15 protein-coding genes are annotated in these 16,171 nt (G+C 61.9%); 11 read left to right on the top strand and 4 right to left on the bottom strand.

Features of this window, described 5'->3' with window-relative positions; translation table 11 throughout:
* Positions 1-52: 52 nt before the first annotated feature.
* Complete coding sequence (locus tag FW800_RS13715; RefSeq protein ID WP_032879366.1) at positions 53-718, top strand: TetR/AcrR family transcriptional regulator; 666 nt, start codon at positions 53-55, stop codon at positions 716-718.
* Between the two features lie 80 nt (positions 719-798).
* Here FW800_RS13715 and FW800_RS13720 read toward each other — a convergent pair whose 3' ends face one another.
* Positions 799-1,647, bottom strand: coding sequence for a shikimate dehydrogenase (locus FW800_RS13720; RefSeq protein WP_446437807.1), 849 nt, complete (start codon positions 1,645-1,647; stop codon positions 799-801).
* Positions 1,647-2,093, bottom strand: coding sequence for a type II 3-dehydroquinate dehydratase (gene aroQ / locus FW800_RS13725; protein ID WP_005791645.1), 447 nt, complete (start codon positions 2,091-2,093; stop codon positions 1,647-1,649). Before aroQ ends, FW800_RS13720 begins: the two co-directional genes overlap by 1 nt.
* A gap of 205 nt (positions 2,094-2,298) precedes the next feature.
* Here aroQ and FW800_RS13730 point away from each other — a divergent pair, with 205 nt between their 5' ends.
* The 9 genes from FW800_RS13730 to FW800_RS13770 all read left to right on the top strand — a co-directional run bounded on the left by FW800_RS13730 (position 2,299) and on the right by FW800_RS13770 (position 13,046).
* Positions 2,299-2,820, top strand: coding sequence for an RNA polymerase sigma factor (locus FW800_RS13730; protein WP_032879370.1), 522 nt, complete (start codon positions 2,299-2,301; stop codon positions 2,818-2,820).
* A gap of 63 nt (positions 2,821-2,883) precedes the next feature.
* The gene (locus FW800_RS13735; protein WP_103734833.1) at positions 2,884-3,882 is read left to right on the top strand and encodes a FecR family protein; all 999 of its coding nucleotides are present in this window, start codon (positions 2,884-2,886) and stop codon (positions 3,880-3,882) included.
* A gap of 222 nt (positions 3,883-4,104) precedes the next feature.
* The gene (locus FW800_RS13740; protein WP_446437808.1) at positions 4,105-6,762 is read left to right on the top strand and encodes a TonB-dependent hemoglobin/transferrin/lactoferrin family receptor; all 2,658 of its coding nucleotides are present in this window, start codon (positions 4,105-4,107) and stop codon (positions 6,760-6,762) included.
* An 81-nt stretch (positions 6,763-6,843) separates the two neighbouring features.
* Positions 6,844-7,464 carry a heme acquisition protein HasA gene (locus FW800_RS13745; protein ID WP_032879376.1) on the top strand — a complete coding sequence of 207 codons (621 nt, stop codon included), beginning with the start codon at positions 6,844-6,846 and terminating at the stop codon, positions 7,462-7,464.
* Between the two features lie 170 nt (positions 7,465-7,634).
* Complete coding sequence (locus FW800_RS13750) at positions 7,635-9,383, top strand: type I secretion system permease/ATPase (RefSeq protein ID WP_446437809.1); 1,749 nt, start codon at positions 7,635-7,637, stop codon at positions 9,381-9,383.
* Positions 9,380-10,705: an HlyD family type I secretion periplasmic adaptor subunit gene (locus tag FW800_RS13755; protein WP_446437810.1), complete on the top strand. Its 1,326-nt coding sequence runs from the start codon at positions 9,380-9,382 to the stop codon at positions 10,703-10,705. Before FW800_RS13750 ends, FW800_RS13755 begins: the two co-directional genes overlap by 4 nt.
* On the top strand, positions 10,702-12,030 hold the full coding sequence (locus FW800_RS13760; protein WP_446437811.1) for a TolC family outer membrane protein: 1,329 nt from the start codon (positions 10,702-10,704) through the stop codon (positions 12,028-12,030). The genes FW800_RS13755 and FW800_RS13760 overlap by 4 nt, the downstream gene beginning before the upstream one ends.
* Positions 12,031-12,165: 135 nt before the next feature.
* Positions 12,166-12,594 (top strand): DUF4160 domain-containing protein, encoded by a 429-nt coding sequence (locus FW800_RS13765; protein ID WP_032879383.1) that lies wholly within the window; start codon positions 12,166-12,168, stop codon positions 12,592-12,594.
* Positions 12,591-13,046 (top strand): DUF2442 domain-containing protein, encoded by a 456-nt coding sequence (locus FW800_RS13770; RefSeq protein WP_078822382.1) that lies wholly within the window; start codon positions 12,591-12,593, stop codon positions 13,044-13,046. The genes FW800_RS13765 and FW800_RS13770 overlap by 4 nt, the downstream gene beginning before the upstream one ends.
* A gap of 70 nt (positions 13,047-13,116) precedes the next feature.
* Here the strand turns inward: FW800_RS13770 and trmA are convergent, their stop codons facing one another.
* Complete coding sequence (trmA, locus tag FW800_RS13775; RefSeq protein ID WP_078822381.1) at positions 13,117-14,196, bottom strand: tRNA (uridine(54)-C5)-methyltransferase TrmA; 1,080 nt, start codon at positions 14,194-14,196, stop codon at positions 13,117-13,119.
* A complete protein-coding gene (locus FW800_RS13780; protein WP_005791636.1) occupies positions 14,193-15,488 on the bottom strand; it encodes an NCS2 family permease in 1,296 nt (431 codons plus the stop codon). The genes trmA and FW800_RS13780 overlap by 4 nt, the downstream gene beginning before the upstream one ends.
* Before the next feature lie 188 nt (positions 15,489-15,676).
* Here FW800_RS13780 and FW800_RS13785 point away from each other — a divergent pair, with 188 nt between their 5' ends.
* Positions 15,677-16,123, top strand: coding sequence for a DUF4879 domain-containing protein (locus FW800_RS13785; protein ID WP_005791635.1), 447 nt, complete (start codon positions 15,677-15,679; stop codon positions 16,121-16,123).
* The last annotated feature ends 48 nt before the right edge of the window (positions 16,124-16,171 follow it).

The following is a 16,171-nucleotide window of genomic DNA, read 5'->3' on the forward strand; positions in this document are numbered from 1 at the left end:
GAAGCGCCGCGGCCCATAATCAGCGCCTGCAAACAATGGCCGTGAGCGCACCATGACCCCGAGTCCCGATCTCCCCGCGGTAGCTGACGCACCGCGCAAGAGTCGCAAGAACAATCCGGAAAAGACCCGCGAGAATATTCTCCAGGAAGCCATTGTCGAGTTTGTTCAACAGGGCCTGGCCGGCGCTCGCGTGGACGCCATCGCCGAGCGCATCCACACCTCCAAGCGCATGATCTATTACTACTTCGGCAGTAAAGAGCAGTTATACGTCGAGGTATTGGAGAAGCTCTACGGCGATATCCGCAACACTGAAACCCGCATGAACCTCACGGCCCTGGAGCCGCGTGAGGCGATTCGCCGGCTGGTGGAATTCACCTTCGATCACCATGACCAGAACGTGGATTTCGTGCGCATCGTCAGCATCGAAAATATCCACAACGCCGAGTACGTCAAACGCACCGAGACCATCAAGGCGATGAACAGCAAGATCCTCGAAGGGCTGGGCGAGACCTTGCGCCGTGGCGCCGAACTGGGGTTGTTTCGCGAAGGGCTGGAGCCGTTGGACGTGCACCTGTTGATCAATTCGTTCAGCTTTTACCGGGTCTCCAACCGGCATACCTTCAGCGAGATATTCCAGATCGAACTGTCGGACGAGGCGATCAAGCACCGGCACCGGGAGATGATCTGCGAGTCGGTGTTGCGCTACCTGCAAGCCTGAGTTCAGCGCTGGGCCAATGTGGGAGGGGGCAAGTCGAATCGTCGCACCGCCCCTCCCACATTTGAACTCTGTTTCGGCAGTCAGCCATTCATGCTCTGGAAGTGCGCCAGCATCCTGTCTGCATCCGCCACTTCACCGCTGAACAACTCAAACGCCTTCACCGCCTGAAACACCGCCATGTTGCCGCCATCCAGGGTGCGGCAACCCAATGCGCGGGCGTCGCGCAGCAGTTCGGTTTCCAGCGGGAAATACACGATTTCCGCGACCCACAACCCTGCCCGCAACAACGCAGCGGGGACCGGTGTGCCGGGCAGCTTGGTCATGCCCATCGGCGTGGTATTGACTAAACCATCGGCCTCGGCCATCGCATTTTTCAGATCAGTGCCGACCTGGGCACGACCAGGGCCGAAGCGCTGCGCGAGGTTATCCACAAGGTCGCGGGCGCGGGAGGCGTCCACGTCGAAAATGCTCAAGTGCTCGACCCCCTCTGCCAGCAGCGCATGGGCCACCGCTGCGCCCGCGCCACCGGCGCCCATCTGCACCACGTGTCGGCGGGCAACGTCATGCAAGTTGCGGCGAAACCCTTCGGCGAAGCCCAGGCAATCGGTGTTGTGGCCGATCCGTTTACCGTCCTTGAACACCACGGTGTTGACTGCACCAATGCCCCGGGCCTCGTCGGACAAGTCATCAAGCAGGGGCAGGATCGCCTGCTTGCACGGGTAGGTAATGTTCAACCCGTTGAAGTGCATCAGCTCGGCGGCCCGCAGTAATTCCGGCAGGGCGTCGAGGTCCAGGTGCAGCGGCTCAAGGTCGATCAGGCGATACAGGTAGCGCAGGCCCTGGGCGTCACCCTCGAGTTCATGCAGGGCAGGGGTGCGGGAAGCCTGGATACCGGCGCCGATCAGGCCGGCGAGAATGCGCGGTTTCATCAGGCGCGTCCCTTGAGTGTCTGGCTGAAGTGCTCAAGCGCCAGGTGGTAGCCGTGGCTGCCAAACCCGGCCAGCACGGCCTTGGCGATGGGCGATACAAATGAATGCTGACGAAACGCTTCGCGCGCGTGCACGTTGGATAAATGCACTTCGATCACCGGCACTTCACTGGCCACCAGCGCATCGCGGATCGCGACCGAGGTGTGGGTCCAGGCTGCCGGGTTGATCACGATACCCGCACAACGGTTACGGGCGCCGTGGATCCAGTCGAGCAGTTCGCCTTCGTGGTTGGTCTGGCGAAACTCGATTTTCAGCCCGAGTTCAGTAGCGCTGCGACCACACAGGGCGGCGATGTCAGCCAGGGTTTCATGGCCATAAGTGGCCGGCTCGCGGGTGCCGAGCAGGTTGAGGTTGGGGCCGTTGAGCACCAGCACGATGGGCGGCATAGCGGGATCTCCACAGTTCTTATTGGTTATGTGGGTAAAATGTACTGGTTGGTTAGTTTGGTCAATTGATCGCAGCGGATCTGTGCGGTTATCGAACTGTTATCAACAACCTCTTACGGCCCGATCAGATTAGATATCAATTGAAAATCATTCTCGACAACGCTTAAGATGCCCGCCTGTTTCCTATACATTCCAGGGAGTCGGTTTGTCGGACGTGGATCTCAAGGGCCTGTTTCTCAAGCACGCCGATACCCTGCGCGGGTATCTGGCGCGCAAGGTACGGGACCCGCAATTGGCCGCAGACCTGGTGCAGGAGAGCTTCCTGCGGCTGGCGGAAAAACCGGCCGGTGAGCGCATCGACAACTCCCAGGGCTATCTCTATCGAACGGCAAGCAATCTGCTGATCGACCATATTCGTCAGGAAGCGCGGCGCAAGACCGACACCGTGCCCCATGAGGCGCTGGCCGAGATCGAAGATGACGTGGCCGGGTTGGAGGCTCAGGCAATGGCGCAGCAACAGCGACAGGCATTGAAGCAGGCACTGGCGGAACTGCCGGAGCGCACCCAGCAGATTTTTCGCTTGAACCGTATCGAAGGCATGACCCACGCCCAGGTCGCCCGGCACCTGGCTATCTCCGACAGCTCAGTGCAAAAGCATCTGGCCAAGGCGTTGGCCTATGTGATGCAGCGCTTGCAGGAAGGCGAGGTGGCGCCATCCGACGAATGAATTACCGAAAAATGCCAGGCCAGACGTCAGAGCGTCTACATAACGAAAATTCGAGATTCACACGTGAATAGCCAGGGTCCGCAACAGCACAGCATTACCGAGGCGGCTGCCGAATGGGCGGTGCGCCTGCACGCCGGTGCCCTGAGCGAACAGGAGCAGGCCGAGTTGCGCCAGTGGATCGCCCGCGACAGCCGTCACGAAGGGGCGCTGCGGTTTGCCGAGCAGACCTGGGCGGCATTGGGTGAAGTACATAAGGACGAGCCCGTACACCGACAACGGCCAGCCGCGCCGACCCCGCCCGTGCGCCGCACCAAACGCAGAAGGCCGTGGCAACGTGCAGCCGCTGTGGCGCTGGTCGTGGTGGTGGCCGGCGTCGGCTGGCTACGCGGGCCCGACGTGTTGCTGCACATGCAGGCCGACTACGTCACGCAAAAGGGAGAGGTGCGCACGGTGCACCTGGCGGACGGCAGTAGGGTGGAGCTGGATTCCGCCAGCGCCATTCGCCTGGATTACGATGGCGTGCAGCGGGGTATCAGCCTGCTCCAGGGCTCGGCGGTTTTTGATGTGGCGCCGATGAAAGGCGAAGAAACCCGGCCGTTCGTGGTGCACAGCGCCGGGGGCCAGACCCGGGCGCTGGGCACGCGGTTTGTGGTCGAGCGTGAGGGCCAGAGCCAGGCCTGGGTCGGTGTGCTGCAGCACAGCGTCGAGGTGTCTATGCAGGCCTCACCCACCACAGGCCCGGTCGAGCGCGTTGTGCAGCAAGGCCAGGCTGCGCGTTACAGCCTAAGTGACGGCGTGGTCAGCCTTGATCAGTTTGATGTGGATCGCGCCACCAGTTGGCGGCGCGGTGTGTTGATCTTCGACCGCCAGCCGTTGGCCAAGGTTATCGAGCAACTCAACCGTTACCGCCCCGGGCGGGTAGTGTTGACCGACGCGGCCTTGGGTGAGCGCGAAGTCAGCGGTGTCTTCCGCCTGGACATGCTCGACAGCGCACTCGCCACCCTGACTCAGGAACTTCAAGTGCAACGCTTGGACCTGGCCGGCCTCAGCCTGATCTATTGACCTTTCGCGTTATCGGCAGCAGCTCTGTCCTGTGGCGAGCAAGCTTGCTTGCGACTGCTGCGCAGTCGAACGGGAGCAAGCTCCCTCGCCACACGCGGGCTGGTTTTCAAACCCTCATTAAAAATTTCTAAAAAGCCTTACTGACTTCTCGCGTCTCGCGCGTCTTGCTAGGTGAGAAGCATTCGCATAAACAAAAAACGCTTAGCGCAGGGATAACCACACATGTCAGCACTCACCAAGGGGCGTATCACCGGCAGCCGGTTGGCCCTGGCCATTCACTTGGGATTGTTTGCCGTCGCCGCGCCGGTGCATGCCGTGCAGCCTGCGGCTGGCGCAGCCCAATCTGCTGTGTTGAGGTTCGACATTCCTGCGCAATCCCTGGGCAGTGCAGTACTGGCGTTCGCCGATCAGGCGGGCCTGCAAGTGCTGTTCGACAGCCAGCGCCTGCAAGGGTTGAGCAGCTCCGCGCTCAAGGGCAGCTTCGACGTGCAGGAAGGTCTTGGCCGCCTGCTGGGTGCCGCACCGGTTGAATATCGTTTCACCGGCGAGCGCCAGGTCACCTTGACCCGCGTCGAGCAACAGGCCGGAGCGCTGGCCTTGGGGACCACCACCATCACCGGCCTGCACAAGCAGGACTGGGTGTATTCAACACCACGTTCGGTCAGCGTGGTCGATCGCGAGCAACTGGACCGCAACCCGCCACGCCATGCTGCCGAGATGCTCGAAGAGGCGCCTGGCGTCTACTCCGCCGTCAGCCAGCAAGACCCTGGCCTGTCCGTGAATATCCGCGGTATCCAGGACTATGGCCGGGTCAATATGTCGGTCGATGGCATGCGCCAGAATTACCAGCAGAGCGGCCACCAGCAACGCAATGGCACGCTGTATGTCGACCCCGAGTTGTTGTCCGAAGTGGTGATCGAAAAGGGCGCGACCTCAACCCAAGGCGGGGCTGGCGTGATTGGCGGGGTGGCCAATTTCCGTACCGTGGAGGCCGCCGACCTGCTCAAGGACGGCAAGCAAATCGGCGGGCGCATTCGCCTCACCACCGGGTTGGGCGGGCGCAGCAACGGCACGCACTTTATCGGCAGTTCGGCGTTTGCCGTGGGGACCGACGTGTGGGACATGCTGGTGGCCGCCAGTGAGCGTCACCTGGGCGATTACAACCCCGGCACCAAGGGCAGCATCGGCGAGCTGCGTACCGGTGCGGCGTACATGCCGGCCAGTGAAGCGCGCATCAAGCACAGCACGGTCGCCTATTCAGGCTCGGTGATGCGCTCGCGCCTGCTCAAGCTGGGGCTCAACCTGCCAGTTGATCAGCGTCTGCAACTGAGCTACCTGGTCACCGAGGTCGACTACGACGACGTCAACATGATGACCGCCGAAAAGCCCCAGTTGTGGGAAAAACTCGGCAGCAGCAACGTCAAGGCGCAGAACTTCGCGCTGGATTACAGCTACGCACCGGACAACCCGCTGATCGACTTCAAGGCCAAGCTTTACCATGTGGATACGCGCAATGACCAATCCACGCTGGCCCGGGGGATCAGCAAGGGTTACGACGTTACCTATCAAACCAATACCTATGGCGTGCAGGCGCAGAACATCTCGACCTTTGCCCTGACCGAGCTGGCCGCACTCAAGGCCAACTACGGGCTGGAGTTTTTCTACGACAAGGTTCGGCCCGATTCCAACCAGGCCGTAGAAGCCGGCTCGGCGCTGACGGCGTCGGCGGCGGAAAGCATCACGCCCAAAGGCGACCGCGCGATGGGCAGCGTGTTCGGGCGCCTGGATCTGGACTACGACGGTTGGCTGAACCTCAACGCCGGCTTGCGTTATGACCGCTATCGGCTGCGCGGCGAAACCGGCTTGAACACCCGCACGTTCATCCTCGGCACCACCCGCCAGATTGGGGTGCCGGTCAACTACGACGTGGATCGCGAGGAGGGCCGTTTCTCCCCGACCTTCGGCCTGTCGATCAAGCCCGGCGTCGATTGGTTGCAGCTCTTCGCCACCTACGGCAAGGGCTGGCGTCCGCCGGCGGTGACCGAGGCCCTGGTCAGCGGTCGGCCCCATGGCGGTGGTTCGGAGTCGATTCTCCCCAACCCCTACCTCAAGCCGGAGCGATCCACTGCGTGGGAAGTCGGGTTCAATGTGCTCAAGCAAGACCTGCTGTTCGCCGATGATCGCGCGGGCATGAAAGTGTCGTACTTCAACACCCGGGTCGATGACTTTTCCTATATGGCCCTGGGCGTGCAGCCACCCGGTTATGGCAACGTCAATATCGGCAGTGCGGCCTACGTCAACAACCTGGAAACCACGCGTTTTCGTGGCCTTGAGTACCAGCTCGATTACGACGCCGGCTTTGCCTACGGCCAGTTCAACTACACGCGGATGCTCGGTAGCAACAAGTTTTGCAGCAAAACCGCCTGGCTCGGCGGCGTGACCAAAACCCAGAAGCGGCCCGGCAACCGGGCGCCGGTGGATGCGATGGTACCGGACGATGCGGCCAATGCCGGCGTGGGTTGCAGCGCGATCCTGGGCTCTTCCGAACACATGCCCATGGACCGTGGCACCGCCACCCTGGGCGCACGGTTCCTTGAACGCAAGCTGGATGTGGGCGTGCGCGCTCGCTACAGCGCGGGCTACTACGTCAAAGGCGCCGCCGGGGTGACCACCGCGCAAACCGGCGTCTATCCCGCCGACTGGAAGCCCTACACCGTCTATGACTTTTACGGCAGTTACCGCGCCACCGATCAACTGACCCTGCGCCTGGCCATGGAAAACGTCACCGATCGCGCCTATCTGGTGCCGTTGGGCGACGTGCTGGCCTTCACCCTGGGCCGTGGGCGCACGTTGCAGGGCACCGTTGAATATCAGTTCTGACCGCTTTTGCCCAGTAACGGGCAAAACCACAGCAGGCACTGGCTTGCTGCGGAGTGACCACCCAATGACTTGGAGTTTTGCATGAGCATTTCTATTTCATACAGCACGACCTACGCCGCTAGCACCGTCGCCCAGTACCTGAGCGATTGGTCGGCCTACTTCGGTGATCTCAACCACCGTGAAGGTTCGGTCAAAGAGGGTGTGAACACCGGTGGTTTCAATCCTGGGCCGTTCGACGGCACCCAATATGGCGTTTCGAGCAGCGTCAGTGATGCGGCAGTGGTTGCCGAAGGCAGCCTGCATTACACCTTGTTCAATCCGCCGACCCACACCCTGTGGGGTTCGCTCGATGGCCTGACCCTGGGCGATACCCTTGCCGGTGGCGCAACCAGCGGTGGCTACAGCATCGCCAACCAGGAAGTCAGCTTCACCAACCTGGGCCTGTCGAGTCTGCAATCCGAAGGCCGTGACGGCCAGGTGCACAAAATCGTGTACGGCCTGATGAGCGGTGACAGTTCGGCGCTGGCCTCGGCAATCGACACCTTGCTCAAGGGCATCGACCCAAGCCTGTCGGTCAACTCCACCTTCGACCAACTGGCCGCCGCCGGTGTGGCGCATCAGGATTCGGCTGCGTTCGCCGCTGCCGATGTGGGCCTGGTCGGGATTCAGGACGCGCCGCAAGACTTCGCCCTGGCCGCCTGATGCAAAAAAGCCGATGAAAGCTCACGCCTTCACCGGCCTGGTTGAAACCCCGTCGCCGCCCGAGTTTTCGAAGGCCAGGGCGGCGGCGGGGGCAAATTCTGTGGGTACGCCGCAGGTGCTGTCAACGCACCGGGCGAGCCCTTGCTTGACTCTTCAATGGGACAACCTCCATGACTCGGCCCGGTGCCAAGCGCGCGAATGAGATGCTGGCTGCACTCACGGCCTATAAAAGCGCCTTCTTCAACATCGGCCTGTTCTCGGCGGTGATCAACCTGCTGATGCTGGCCCCGGCGCTGTACATGCTGCAGGTGTACGACCGGGTATTGGCTTCCGGCAACCAGATGACCCTGCTGATGCTGACGCTGATGATCCTCGGCCTGTTCGCCTTGATGGGGGCGTTGGAGTGGGTGCGCAGCCAAGTGGTGATTCGCCTCGGCACGCAGATGGACATGCGTTTGAACCAGCGGGTGTTCGACGCCGCTTATGAAGCGCAACTCAAGGGCGGCACCCAGGCCGCGGGCCAGGCCCTGCACGACCTGACCATCTTGCGCCAGTTCGCCACCGGCCAGGCGCTGTTCGCCTTTTTCGATGCGCCGTGGTTTCCGGTGTACCTGCTGGTGATCTTCCTGTTCCACCCCTGGCTGGGCCTGCTGGCGCTGGGTGGTGCGCTGCTGCTGATCGCGCTGGCGTGGGCCAACCACCATGTCAGCCAGGCGCCGATGGCCCTGGCCAGCCAACTGTCGATCAGTGCCAGTCAGCAGGCCACGGCCAACCTGCGCAATGCCGACACCATCGAGGCCATGGGTATGCTCGCCACATTGCGCGGGCGCTGGTTCAGCCAACACCAGGCGTTTCTGGTGCAGCAGAACCTGGCCAGTGAAAAGACCGCGGTGGTCACAGCCTGGTCCAAGGGCGTGCGCCTGGCCCTGCAATCGCTGGTGCTGGGCCTGGGCGCCTGGTTGGCGGTCAACGGCGACATCACACCGGGGATGATGATTGCCGGGTCGATCCTGATGGGGCGCGTGCTCAGCCCCATCGACCAGTTGATCGGCGTGTGGAGGCAGTGGGGTTCGGCGCGCCTGGCCTATGAGCGTTTGTCGTTGTTGCTGCAGGATAACCCGGCGCGACCGGCACGCATGAGCCTGCCGGTGCCCAAGGGCCAGGTAAGCCTGGAGCAGATCAGCGCCTGCGCCCCCGGCAGCCGCCGGCCCGCGCTGGCCAACCTGGGCTTCAGCCTGCCGGCGGGTGACGTGCTCGGTGTGATCGGCCCCTCGGGCTGCGGCAAGTCCACCCTGGCGCGGGTGCTGGTGGGGGCCTGGGCCCCGCTGGCCGGCAAGGTGCGCTTGGATGGCGCCGACCTGGCCGTGTGGGACAAACAGCAACTGGGCCCGCATATCGGTTACTTGCCCCAGGACATCCAGCTGTTCGCGGGCAGCATTGCGCAAAACATCGCGCGTTTTGAAACGGTGGAGGCCGACAAAGTCCTCGCTGCGGCGCAAATGGCCGGCGTGCACGAGCTGATCCTGCAACTGCCGCAAGGCTACGACACGCAACTGGGCGAGGGCGGCGCAGGCTTGTCCGGCGGGCAAAAACAACGGGTGGCCCTGGCGCGTGCGCTGTACGGCCTGCCGGCGCTGATTGTGCTGGATGAGCCCAATGCCAACCTCGACGAAGTGGGCGAGCAGGCGCTGCTGCAAGCCATCGCCCAGCTCAAGCAACAGCGCCGCACCCTGATCCTGATCACCCACAAACCCAATGTGCTGAGCCTGACCGACCAGTTGCTGATCCTCAAGGACGGCCAGATGCAGGCGTTCGGCCCGACGGCGCGGGTGTTGGAGGCGCGGCAAAAACCTGTGGCCAGCAAGCCGGTGTCGAGCATGAGCATGAGCTACCGCTTCGGTGAAGGAAAACCCGCATGAGCCAGAGCAAAGCTGCATGGGTCAGTGAGCCGCCGCACAACGTGCTGGCGCTGGATGACAAAAAATATTCGCGCCTGGGTTGGTGGCTGGTGCTTGGAGGCTTTGCCGGCTTTCTTGGCTGGGCGGCGCTGGCACCGTTGGACAAGGGCGTGGCGGTGCCGGGCAAGGTCATGGTGTCGGGGCATCGCAAGACGGTGCAACACCCGGCGGGTGGGATCGTCGAGCGTATCGAAGTGCGTGACGGTGACCGGGTACGCGCAGGCCAGGTGTTGTTGCGCCTGAAAGAAACACCGTTACGCGGGCAGATGCAGTCACTGCGCAGCCAATACCTGGCGTCGCTGGCCAGCGAAGCGCGCTTGAGTGCCGAGAGCGAAGGCTTGCCGGCCATTGCATTTGGCCCCGAGCTGCTGGCCGATCCCGACGTCGCAAACACGCTGACCCTGCAACGCCAGTTATTCCAGAGCCGTGCCCAGGCCCTGGCCACCGAACAGGCGGGCCTGCGCGAAACCATCGCCGGCTTTGAGGCGCAGTTGCGCGGCACGCGGGCCTCCCAAGCGAGCAAAGTGCAACAGCGGGCGGCGTTGAGTGAACAGCTTCAGGGCCTGCGCGAACTGGCACGCGACGGCTACATCCCTCGCAATCGCCTGCTCGACAGCGAGCGGCTGTATGCGCAGATCGACGGCGCCATCGCCGAGGATTTCGGGCGTATCGGCCAGTTGCAGCGCCAGGTGTTGGAGTTGCGTTTGCGCATCCGCCAGTTGGGCGAAGACTTCCAGAAAGACCTGCGCACCCAGTTGGCCGAGACTCGCACCCGCAGCGAGGACTTGCGCAATCGCCTGGCCTCCGCCGAGTTCGAACTGGCCAACAGCCTGGTGCGTGCTCCGGCATCCGGCGTGGTGGTGGGGTTGCAGGTGTACACCGAGGGCGGCGTGATCAAGCCCGGTGAGGCCCTGATGGACATCGTGCCCCAGGGCGAGCCGTTGTGGGTGGAGGCGCGGGTGCCGGTACAGATGATCGACAAGGTGCACCTGGGCTTGCCGGTTGAGTTGATGTTTTCGGCATTCAACCAATCCACCACGCCACGGGTGGCGGGCGAGGTCACGTTGGTCTCGGCCGACCGCCAGGTCGATGAGCGTACCGATGAGCCGTATTACACGCTACGGGCCCAGGTCAGCGCAGCGGGTATGCAGCAACTGGACGGCGTGCAGATCCGTCCGGGGATGCCGGTGGAAACCTTCGTCAAGACCGGCGAGCGCTCGATGCTCAACTACCTGTTCAAACCCTTGCTGGACCGTACCCATATGGCCCTGGTGGAAGAATGAAGGCGTTGTTGTTCACCCTCTGTTTAAGTTGCACGCCAGCGGCAAACGCCCTGGGTCTGTTGGATGTGTATGAGTTGGCGCTACGCAACGACCCGACCTTTCAGGCGGCGATCCAGGAGCGTGAGGCCGGTGAAGAAAACCGCGTGATTGGTCGAGCCGCGTTGCTGCCGAACCTTTCATGGAGCTACAACAACTCGCGCAATGAGTCCGAAGTCACCCAGAGTACGGCGGTGGGTAATGCCACCAGCGACCGCAATTACCGCAGCTACGCCTCGGCCCTGACCTTGCAGCAACCGCTGCTCGATTACGAAGCCTATGCGCGTTTTCGCCAAGGTACTGCCCAGGCGTTGATGGCCGACGAGCGCTTTCGCGGCAAGAGCCAGGAGCTGGCCGTGCGGGTACTAAGCGCCTACAGCCAGGCATTGCTGGCACAAGAGCGCATCGAGTTGAGCCGTGCCCAGAAGCGTACGTTTGCCGAGCGCCTGCAACTCAACGACCGCCTGCTCAAAGGCGGTGAGGGCACGCGTACGGATGTGTTCGAAACCCAGGCGCGCCTGAGCCTGGCCCAGGCCGAAGAGATCGAAGCCGTGGATGCCCAGGACGGCGCTTTACGTGAGTTGGAAGCCATTGTCGGCCAGCCGCTGCACATCGAAGAACTGGCACCCCTGGCCCGCTCATTCGAGATCGCGCCGCTTGAGCCCAACCGTTTCGAAACCTGGCGTGAACTGGCCATGGCCAACAACCCCGAACTCAAGTCCCAGCATCACGCGCTCGACGTGGCCTCTTATGAAGTGGAGCGCAAGCGCGCCGGGCATTTGCCCAAGGTCAGCCTGTACGCGACCAGTCGCAAAACCAGTTCCGACTCAGAAAGTAGCTACAACCAGAAGTACGACACCAACAGCGTCGGCATCCAGATCAGCCTGCCGCTGTTTGCCGGTGGCTCGGTCTCAGCCTCTACCCGTCAGGCGGCCAACCAATTGTCCCAGGCTCAATACGAGCTGGACGCGCAAACCGCCGCAACCTTGGTGGAGTTGCGCAAGCAATTCAACCTCAACACCAGCGGCGCGGCCAAGGTGCGGGCTTATGAAATGGCAGTGAGTTCCGCCACGGCGCTGGTGAGCGCCACGAAGAAAAGCGTCAGTGGCGGGGAGCGGGTCAACCTTGATGTACTTGACGCCGAACAACAGCTGTTCACCGCCCGCCGCGACCTGGCCAATGCCCGCCACGCGTACCTGCTGGCGCGCATTCAGTTGAAGTATTACGCGGGGTTGCTGAGCGAGCAGGACTTGCGGGCGTTGGCCGGTTATTTCCAACCCTCGGCATGAGTGGTTACAACCCGGCATTCGCCGGGTTTTTTGTGGTTACTAGTCTGTGAAACAGCTTCGGGAATCAGGAGCCGGTTGTCGGGTGGCAGAGGGAAATTGTTACCTGGCGGAAAATAACCTAACGGATGGGTTACGATGAGAGTAGGTGCTTACAAAGGCTACGTGATTTCAGTGTTTATCAGGGATGAGCATTGTCCGCCCCATGTGCATGTCAGGGGCAAGGGATGGGATGCACGCTTTCGCTTCAGTTTTTTGGGTGGGGATGTTGAGTTGTGGGACGTAGAGCCTGAACGGAGGCGGCCACCCATGTCGGTACTGAAGGAAATACGCGAGGCGATCATGCAGCGGCACTACCTGGCGCGGGCACGCAGGATTTGGTGGGAAAAACTGCAGACGGTTTGTCTGGAGAATCATTCCTGGGATTGGGACGCTGGTGAGTTGGTTCCAGGGTTGGTCATTCGACCGGGCGTCTACGTCATCGCAAGCGCCCGACACGACGTTGTCGAGCAACGGACTATTTTGAATCTGGTAAGAGCGCCAGATTGCGTGGGGATTAATTTATGAAGATCGTAAAAGCTAAGGTCAAACCTTATGTACCTCTCACTGAGGCCGACGTTGACAAAGCAATCGCCCGCGGGCGCAGGTTGAAGCGCCTGTACGCCAACGCCAGCAATGTGCGTTATGAAAACGACTGCCTCTCCATCGGCTTCAGCGATGGCAGCCGGGTTGTGTTGCCGGTGGCTGGCCTCCCGGAGTTCGAGGGGTTTTCAGAGAAAGACTTTCAGCAACTGGAAGTGACGTTCGGTGGCAAAGCGATAAGCTGTGAAGCTCAGGACCTGGACGTTTCGATTACCGGCCTGATCGCTACAAGCCAGCCGCTGATGGATCTGGCAACCAGCCTGGTGGCATCGCGCAATGGTCGCAAAAGCAGCGCGGCCAAATCCGCCGCCGCCCGTGCCAATGGCAAGAAGGGCGGGCGGCCACGCAAGGATGTACCAGAAACACCAGACACATGAAGAACCTGTGTGGGAGGGGGCTCGCCACAGCAAGCCCTCTCCCACATTATTGGGTCGATGCCCCGCGGTTTTATCGGCGGGTCAGCAACACACCCGATTCCATATGGTGCGTCCACGGGAACTGGTCGAACATCGCACATTGGGTAATCCGGTGCGTGTCATGCAGTTGCGCGATGTTGGCGGCCAACGTCTCCGGGTTGCAGGAGATGTACAGGATATTGTCGAAACGCCGGGTCAGTTCGCAGGTGTCCGGGTCCATGCCGGCGCGGGGCGGGTCGACGAATACGCTGCCAAACTCATAGCTTTTCAGGTCGATGCCGTGCAAGCGGCGGAATGGGCGCACTTCATTGAGCGCCTCGGTGAGTTCCTCGGCGGAGAGGCGCACCAACTTGACGTTACCGATCGCGTTTTCATCGAGGTTGCTCAAGGCCGCGTTCACCGAGGTCTTGCTGATCTCGGTGGCCAGCACGTTACGCACGCGGGTGGCCAGCGGCAGGGTGAAGTTGCCGTTGCCGCAGTAGAGTTCGAGCAAATCGTCCGGGCGGTCGCCCAAGGCTTCAAATGCCCAGTTGAGCATCTTCTGGTTCACCGTACCGTTGGGCTGGGTGAAGGCGCCTTCGGGCTGGCGGTAGCTGAAGGTGCGGCCACCGACCTCGAGTTTCTCCACTACGTAGTCCTGGCCGATCACATCGCGCTTGCCCTTGGAGCGGCCGATGATGCTCACATTCAGCTCAGCCGCCAGCTTGTTCGCGGCGGTGTGCCAATGCTCGTCCAGCGGGCGGTGATAGCACAGGGTGATCATCGCGTCGCCGGCCAGGGTGGTGAGGAACTCCACCTGAAACAGCTTATGGCTCAGGGCGGCGCTGGCTTGCCAGGCGGCCTTGAGTTGCGGCATCAACTGGTTGATGCGCTGGCTGGCAATCGGAAACGCTTCGATCAGGATCGGCGTGCGCTTGTCGTCCTGGGAAAACATTGCGTAATGGCGATCACCGCCTTCGCGCCACAGGCGGAACTCCGCGCGCAGGCGGAAGTTTTGCAAGGGCGAATCGAAGACCTGCGGTTCGGGCGCGTCGAAGGGTGCCAGCAGGTCACGCAAGCGCGTGACCTTGTCTTGCAGTTGAGCGGTGTAGCTTGCGGCGTCAAAAGTCATGCGTTGAACCAGCCCAGCTTGATCACAAACAGAATCGACAGGATTACCAGTGCCGGGTTCAGCTCACGGTAGCGGCCCGAAAGCAGCTTGATGGCGGTCCAGGCGATGAAACCGAAGGCGATGCCGTTGGCGATGGAGTAAGTGAAGGGCATTGCCAGGGCAGTGATCACCACCGGCGCTGCAACCGTAATGTCATCCCAGTCGATTTCGGCCAGGCCCTGGCTCATCAGCACCGCTACAAACAGCAGGGCTGGCGCGGTGGCATACGCGGGCACGCTGGCGGCCAGCGGCGAGAAGAACAGCGCCAGCAGGAACAGGATCGCGACCACGATGGCGGTCAAGCCGGTGCGGCCACCGGCGCTCACGCCTGCAGCCGATTCGATGTAGCTGGTGGTGGTGGAAGTACCCAGCAGCGAGCCGGCCATGGCGGCGGTGCTGTCGGCGATCAGCGCACGGCCCATTTTCGGCATATGGCCGTCCTTGCCCATCAGGCCGGCGCGCTTGGCGACGCCGATCAGGGTGCCGGAGTTATCGAACAGGTCGACGAACAGGAAGGCGAAGATCACGCTGACCAGGCCGATATCCAGCGCGCCCTTGATATCCAGCTGCAGGAACGTCGGAGCCAGCGAGGGTGGCACCGAGGTCACACCGATGAAGGGTGTGAAGCCCAATACGATGGAGGCGATGGTCACCGCCAGGATACCGATCAGCACCGCACCGCGTACGGCCAGGGCTTCGAGCGCGACGATCAGGACGAAACCCAGCGTCGCCAGGATTGGCGCTGGTTGTTTCAAGTCGCCCAGGCCCACCAGGGTGGCCGGGTTGGCGACCACGATCCCGGCGTTATGCAGGGCAATCAGTGCCAGGAACAGGCCGATACCGGCAGCAATTGCCGAGCGCAGAGGCAGTGGGATGGCGTTGATGATCCACTCGCGGATGCGGAAGATCGACAGCAGGAAGAACAGCACCGCCGAAATGAACACCGCGCCCAGCGCCACCTGCCAGGTGTGGCCCATGTGCAGGACCACGGTGTAGGTGAAGAACGCGTTGAGGCCCATGCCCGGCGCCAGCGCAATCGGGTAGTTGGCGATCAGGCCCATCACGGTGGAACCGATGGCCGCCGCCAGGCAGGTCGCGACAAACACCGCGCCTTTGTCCATACCGGTCTCGCCGAGGATGCTCGGGTTCACGAACAGGATGTAGGCCATGGCCAGGAAGGTGGTGATCCCCGCAAGAATCTCGGTGCGCACATTGGTGTTGTGGGCTTTGAGTTGAAACAGCTTTTCCAGCATGCCGGCTCCCTGTGACGCTATTGTGCGTCGTTATTTGTTGACCTCTAAGTCAAAGCACAAACTGCGCCAAGCGCCTGTGGTTTCAGAGAGGATCGGAAAAAGCGGCGCATCATACCAGCAGCCGAGGCTGTGTGGCGCATGGCCTTGAGGCATACTGCGCCGACGTTCAATACCGGGTCATTGCCAGCATGAAAAAAGCCAACGCGTGGAGTCTAGCTCTGATCGCCAGTATCAGCCTGTGGCTGGGCGCAGCACCGGCGTGGGGCGCGGCTGCACCGGCGTTGAGCGAGGTGCGGGTGTTCAAGGTGGAATCGGCAAAATGCAGCGAAACCATCCCCGAACGGGTGAACACCACCCAGATGTGCGAACACCGTGGGCCCACCCAGGTTTCGGTCATGGAAGTCGGCCTGGGCAACAGCCCGATGGGCCGCTTCAATGGCGCAGAGTTGAACGGGCAACGCACGGCGGTGTGCCAGGTGGGCAACATCAGTGAGGCGTGCAACGGCGTGGGCACCTTGATGGGCTACATCTATGTGTTCGACCTGAATGTCCAGGCCCAGGGCTGGTTCGAATTCACCAATACCTCGATCAACCCCCCGCAAAACACCTTGAAAGCCCAGCTCAATATCCGCTGATCAATCATCTTGAACGCTCAAAATCCCGGGAAGTCGTACCCCTAAGAC

The organism is Pseudomonas sp. 910_23 (genome assembly GCF_052850795.1).

What these genes read in the sequence shown, in the direction of transcription:
- FW800_RS13755 (WP_446437810.1), top strand. Translation starts at nt 9,380, where the DNA reads ATGAGCCAGAGCAAAGCTGCATGGGTCAGTGAGCCGCCGCACAACGTG.
- FW800_RS13760 (WP_446437811.1), top strand. Translation starts at nt 10,702, where the DNA reads ATGAAGGCGTTGTTGTTCACCCTCTGTTTAAGTTGCACGCCAGCGGCA.
- FW800_RS13785 (WP_005791635.1), top strand. Translation starts at nt 15,677, where the DNA reads ATGAAAAAAGCCAACGCGTGGAGTCTAGCTCTGATCGCCAGTATCAGC.
- FW800_RS13750 (WP_446437809.1), top strand. Translation starts at nt 7,635, where the DNA reads ATGACTCGGCCCGGTGCCAAGCGCGCGAATGAGATGCTGGCTGCACTC.
- FW800_RS13770 (WP_078822382.1), top strand. Translation starts at nt 12,591, where the DNA reads ATGAAGATCGTAAAAGCTAAGGTCAAACCTTATGTACCTCTCACTGAG.
- FW800_RS13765 (WP_032879383.1), top strand. Translation starts at nt 12,166, where the DNA reads ATGAGAGTAGGTGCTTACAAAGGCTACGTGATTTCAGTGTTTATCAGG.
- trmA (WP_078822381.1), bottom strand. Translation starts at nt 14,196, where the DNA reads ATGACTTTTGACGCCGCAAGCTACACCGCTCAACTGCAAGACAAGGTC.
- FW800_RS13780 (WP_005791636.1), bottom strand. Translation starts at nt 15,488, where the DNA reads ATGCTGGAAAAGCTGTTTCAACTCAAAGCCCACAACACCAATGTGCGC.
- aroQ (WP_005791645.1), bottom strand. Translation starts at nt 2,093, where the DNA reads ATGCCGCCCATCGTGCTGGTGCTCAACGGCCCCAACCTCAACCTGCTC.
- FW800_RS13715 (WP_032879366.1), top strand. Translation starts at nt 53, where the DNA reads ATGACCCCGAGTCCCGATCTCCCCGCGGTAGCTGACGCACCGCGCAAG.
- FW800_RS13745 (WP_032879376.1), top strand. Translation starts at nt 6,844, where the DNA reads ATGAGCATTTCTATTTCATACAGCACGACCTACGCCGCTAGCACCGTC.
- FW800_RS13740 (WP_446437808.1), top strand. Translation starts at nt 4,105, where the DNA reads ATGTCAGCACTCACCAAGGGGCGTATCACCGGCAGCCGGTTGGCCCTG.
- FW800_RS13720 (WP_446437807.1), bottom strand. Translation starts at nt 1,647, where the DNA reads ATGAAACCGCGCATTCTCGCCGGCCTGATCGGCGCCGGTATCCAGGCT.